We start from the raw sequence: 1,258 nt of genomic DNA, 5'->3' as shown, positions 1-1,258 counted from the left end.
AAAAACACCTTCAAGTTTGAAAACGGATGATTGTTATCCGAAATTAGACTTGGAGGTGTTTTTTCTATGGGGACAAGAGTGAGTTATCCGGTTGAAGTGAAACAGAAGGCTGTAGAAATGAGATTGGCAGGCGTGCCTATGAAAGAGATCATGCAGAAATTGAATATTAAGAATAAGACACAGGTTCAGACATGGGTTAGATGGCATAAGGCTGGGGAAACACATCGATTTGAACAGCCTGTTGGAAAGCAATACACTTACGGAAAAGGTCCGGAGTATTCTTCCGAATTAGAGAAACTGCAGGCAGAGAATCGTTATCTGAGACAGCAGAATGAAGTTTTAAAAAAGTACAACGAATTGGAAAGGAAGTTGATAGCGAAACGTCAGTCGAACTTGTAGAATTATTGTACGGCACAATGACAGTACAGGATATCTGTATTCATTTAGGTATCTCTCGAGCGTCTTATTATCGTTGGAAGAAGAATCTGATGAGGGATCATCCCAAGCGCCACTTGGAAAAACAAATCGGCACGTTGTGCCGAGAGCACAAGTATCGATATGGGTATCGAAAAATCACAGCCATACTAAAAAAGAGAATGCGTATTAACCATAAAACTGTTCAACGCATTATGCAGAAAAATCAATGGCAGTGCCGGGTTAAGGTGAAAAAGCGCAAGAAGAATGGGCAGCCATATGCCGTGGTCGATAATATATTGGATCGGAACTTTCAGTCTGATCGCCCTCTTGAAAAACTAGTAACGGACATCACATATTTGCCTTATGGACAGAAACAATTGTACCTTTCCAGTATATTAGATTTATACAATGGAGAAGTGATTGCTTTTACGATTGGCGATAAGCAGGACACAGACTTTGTCTTAGACACACTTGATCAGCTGCCAACACTGCCTGAGAACTGCGTGTTACATAGTGACCAAGGTTCTGTATATACATCTTACGAGTATCAAAAAGCTGTTAACACAAAAGGCATTACCATGAGCATGTCCCGCAAAGGGACGCCCGCTGATAATGCCTCCATCGAATCGTTTCATTCCTCACTAAAGTCTGAAACGTTCTATCTTAACAGCATTGATCGAACTACGACCGCCATCGCAGAACGCACTGTCACAGAATACATTCATTATTATAACAATATTCGTATTCAAACGAAACTAAACAACCAATCACCGATAAACTATCGGCAATTGGCTGTTTAAAAGGTGTTTTGATCCCTGTCTCAAAAACGGGGGTCAGTCCC

At 41.0% G+C, this 1,258-nt stretch carries 1 protein-coding gene; it reads left to right on the top strand.

What is annotated here, in order from left to right:
• Positions 1–66 precede the first annotated feature (66 nt).
• A protein-coding gene (locus MOC09_RS20085) for an IS3 family transposase (protein ID WP_268362097.1) occupies positions 67–1,217 on the top strand; the annotation gives its coding sequence in 2 pieces (ribosomal slippage) (positions 67–340 and positions 340–1,217; 1,152 coding nt in all).
• The last annotated feature ends 41 nt before the right edge of the window (positions 1,218–1,258 follow it).

The sequence above is a fragment of the Bacillus sp. N12A5 genome (assembly GCF_026790125.1).
Lineage (GTDB): Bacteria > Bacillota > Bacilli > Bacillales > Bacillaceae > Bacillus.
Note: the sequence above shows the minus strand (reverse complement) of the source record. Positions and strands in the feature narration are given on the sequence as shown.